The following is a 3,271-nucleotide window of genomic DNA, read 5'->3' as shown; positions in this document are numbered from 1 at the left end:
GACTTGTTGGAGATGAGTTCAATTTCACCGTCGCAGTTTTCGAACAGGTTTTCGGCGACCACACAATGTGCCGACTTCAGCGAGAATTCGCTGGTGCCGATCCGCAGGGCCTCGAAGCCGTTGCCGTCTCCCCGTGCCATATCGACGAAGTGATTGCCTGTGATGCGATGCGAGCCGACTTCCCCTTCTCCCACCAGCCAGACGACCAGCATGTTTCCCGAATGGTTCTTGCCGGCTAAGCGGCAGTGATCGACGCGGTGATGGTGTCCGTACAGGCTGAGCCAGGGATAGCGGACGTCGACCTCAGCCGGATTATAGTTTTCAATCGTGCAGCGGGTCACCCGGTGATGCGAACCGGCCACGCGGATCACGTGCCCCGACTTCAGGCTCCCGTTCTTAAAGGTAAAACCATCAAGCACACCATAAGCGCCATGCAGTCTGAGCGAAGACTCACCCGTCCACGCGACCTGGGAACGCACGGTGACCGGTTTCTCAGGCGTTCCCGTGAGAGTCAGTTTCAATTCGACGTCATGCCAGTCAGCGCCGACGATGGTGATGATATCCCCCGGCTGAGCCGACTCCGCAGCCTTCTTTAACCCGGACGGCGTTTCCACACGAAGCTCTTCCGCATTCGCGATGCCAGGACAGGCTGACATAAATAAGACGAGAGACACCAACACGCCCCGGGTTGAGTGAAGAAAGAACGCTGGTTCACTCTCTGTCGAACGAGTCGAGGCTGGCACTCGATGTTGTTTTTTCATTGGTACGATTTCTGGCTGATGAATGCGCTTAGCGGGACGAGATCTCTTTCTTACCCTTTACTCTCTCAAACTTCACCAGAATGTGCTGATTCGCGGCGGTCGAAGAAAATTCAGTCGGACGGTTCTGACCCGCAGGAGCGAAACACAGCTTGCGCTTATTCTTGTCGACTTCGTAGATTCCCAGCATCGTTTTTCCCTGGTCCTGTCCCGTGGTCGATTTAATGTCGATGGTTTTGGGAGTTTGCGTGGGATCGATGGTGGTCGTTCCCCGGCCGACTTCGTTTCCCTCCGAGTGCAGGCTCCAGCTACCGTCTACATCGTTGATTACTTTCAACTTGCTGGCATCCTCGTTGCTGGATTTGTTACCATTGATTTCGAGACTCACAATCTTCCATGTGCCTGCAATCCGCTTGCGGTCTTTTTTGATCGCGGCCTCTTTCGCATCGTCGGCGAAAGCAACCATGGTCATCGAGATGAGCAGGCCGACTGCTCCGACTGTCATCAACCTGAAATGAGCGCGTTTCATGATATCCCCCGGGGTAGAAGTCCAAACTGGCAGTTGACACATTTGACACAATACCTCATCTTAATCGACCGGAAACGGATCGACAACTTTTTTATCCGGGAAACAAACAGGGGGAGCCCCCAGAATCAGACCAGGGAAAACAATATGGCAGAAAAAAGGCCAGATGACTATCACGAACCGCTGTCGAGTGAGGAAATTGCAGCTTTGAGAGAAGAAGTCACTGGACTGATCGAATCGTGCCGAGGTTTATTGGACCAGGATGGACTCGCGGAAGTCGATCATTATCTCAACCATAATGAGCCGGAAATGGCGTTTGAAGGACTGTTAATTGAGCTGATCCAGGCCAACAAAGTTCCAGATTCTTTCGATGTAGATCAATGGAAGAGGATCGCACAAACTGCCGGCTTACCTGCTGGCGGTGTATTTGATGAAGACATCTGGAACAAGTTTTGTATCTGGCTTGATGATGCCGAGTAAATCGGATTCGGAACAGGTCACGCGATCAGACCACGGTCAGCAGGATTGGCTTACCTTTCGTAATGACCATGGTATGCTCGAACTGGGCAGACAAGTTTCCTGCTTCGCCTGCCAGCGTCCAGCCATCATCGCCTTCCGTGACGATTCGGCTTTTCGTTGACAGGAAGGGCTCGATGGTAATGACAAGTCCTTCATGCAGGATTCGTCTATCTCCGGGTACAAAATAACCGGGTATCTCGCCCGGTTCCTCGTGCAGACCTCGCCCGACCCCGTGACTGCATAGGTTACGAATGATGCGAAAACCGGATTGTTTCGCGACCTGCTGAATGGATTTTCCAATCCCATTGAGGGGACGACCTGCCCTCGCACTATTACAGGCCTGTGTTAAAGCCAGTTGCGTGGCAGCGATCAGTTTGTCCTTCAACACATTCCCGGGAGGGACGACGAAGGTGCCGCCCGTGTCTGCAAAATACCCGTTCTTCTCGGCTGAGACATCAATGTTGACGACATCGCCTGGCTGAATCACCCGCTTTCCGGGAATCCCATGCGCGGCTTCTTCATTGACGCTGATACAGGTATAGCCGGGAAAATTGTATGTCAGCTTCGGAGCGGACCTGGCCCCGTGAGATTCCAGTAACGCTTTCCCCACCAGATCCAGCTCGCCTGTGGTCATGCCCGGCTCTGTACAGGCCATCATTTCCTGCAGGGTGACCGCGACGATTCGGCCGATCTTTCTTAATTCCCTCAGGTCTTTTGCAGTTTCGATTGTCACGAAAAACTCCTCATTCATTATTCAAGCAACAGTCCAGTGCACGACTTTAGCATAAACTGATCAAGTCGCAAACAGCTGCGTTTCGATATCTTTGAAGGCTTTGAACTCCAGGGCATTGCCGCTGGGATCAAGAAAAAACATCGTCGACTGCTCACCCGGTTGACCTTCGAAGCGAATGTAGGGTTCGATCACGAATTCGATGCTGTGTTCGCGGAGTCGATCAGCCAGGGAATTCCAGCGGTCCATCGTCAGCACCACGCCGAAATGCGGGACGGGAACGCCATGGCCATCAACGGGATTGGCGTGCGAAGCGATTTTCCCCTCCGCCCCCAAAGCCGGATTCAGATGGCAGACGACCTGGTGACCGAAGAAATTGAAATCGACCCACGTCTCGGCACTGCGACCTTCACTACAGCACAGCAGTCCGCCATAAAAGGCTCTGGCTTCAGTAATGTCACGCACCTGAAACGCAAGATGAAACGGATCAACGGGCATAGTCTGTCTCGGCTGCTGGAGTAAGTTTGGGGGTAAGGTCCGAGTCCTGACCCTTTTTTCACCGAACTGGAACGGAAATGGAGGCTTGTCAAAACCACCGGCATAATAATTTCATGCTAATAATTCCATACTGATTTTTGAGCTTATCGTTTTGTATTGTTATACACGATGCTGGATCCCATGAACTGCGATAGCCCAAGACTGGCGGACTCCTGAAGAATACTTCAGAATCTTCTTAGG

5 protein-coding genes are annotated in these 3,271 nt (G+C 52.6%); 1 reads left to right on the top strand and 4 read right to left on the bottom strand.

Annotated elements, in window-relative coordinates; all coding sequences use genetic code 11:
• The coding region (locus AACZ40_RS28710; protein ID WP_339677068.1) for a chondroitinase-B domain-containing protein at positions 1 to 674 on the bottom strand (674 nt) is incomplete at its 3' end.
• Positions 675 to 789: 115 nt separating this feature from the next.
• Positions 790 to 1,287 (bottom strand): TIGR03067 domain-containing protein, encoded by a 498-nt coding sequence (locus AACZ40_RS28705; RefSeq protein WP_291171241.1) that lies wholly within the window; start codon positions 1,285 to 1,287, stop codon positions 790 to 792.
• Between the two features lie 144 nt (positions 1,288 to 1,431).
• Here AACZ40_RS28705 and AACZ40_RS28700 point away from each other — a divergent pair, with 144 nt between their 5' ends.
• Positions 1,432 to 1,764 (top strand): hypothetical protein, encoded by a 333-nt coding sequence (locus tag AACZ40_RS28700; protein WP_291171243.1) that lies wholly within the window; start codon positions 1,432 to 1,434, stop codon positions 1,762 to 1,764.
• Between the two features lie 25 nt (positions 1,765 to 1,789).
• Here the strand turns inward: AACZ40_RS28700 and map are convergent, their stop codons facing one another.
• Both map and AACZ40_RS28690 read right to left on the bottom strand, forming a co-directional pair.
• Positions 1,790 to 2,536, bottom strand: coding sequence for a type I methionyl aminopeptidase (gene map / locus AACZ40_RS28695; protein ID WP_291171245.1), 747 nt, complete (start codon positions 2,534 to 2,536; stop codon positions 1,790 to 1,792).
• Positions 2,537 to 2,596: 60 nt separating this feature from the next.
• Positions 2,597 to 3,031 carry a VOC family protein gene (locus AACZ40_RS28690; protein ID WP_291171247.1) on the bottom strand — a complete coding sequence of 145 codons (435 nt, stop codon included), beginning with the start codon at positions 3,029 to 3,031 and terminating at the stop codon, positions 2,597 to 2,599.
• Between the last annotated feature and the right edge of the window lie 240 nt (positions 3,032 to 3,271).

The organism is uncultured Gimesia sp., assembly GCF_963972345.1.
GTDB lineage: Bacteria > Planctomycetota > Planctomycetia > Planctomycetales > Planctomycetaceae > Gimesia.
This window is presented reverse-complemented; position numbering and strand designations above follow the sequence as displayed.

Bases quoted from the DNA above. Each gene is read 5' to 3' on its own strand.
- AACZ40_RS28690 (WP_291171247.1), bottom strand. From the start codon at position 3,031: ATGCCCGTTGATCCGTTTCATCTTGCGTTTCAGGTGCGTGACATTACT.
- AACZ40_RS28705 (WP_291171241.1), bottom strand. From the start codon at position 1,287: ATGAAACGCGCTCATTTCAGGTTGATGACAGTCGGAGCAGTCGGCCTG.
- AACZ40_RS28700 (WP_291171243.1), top strand. From the start codon at position 1,432: ATGGCAGAAAAAAGGCCAGATGACTATCACGAACCGCTGTCGAGTGAG.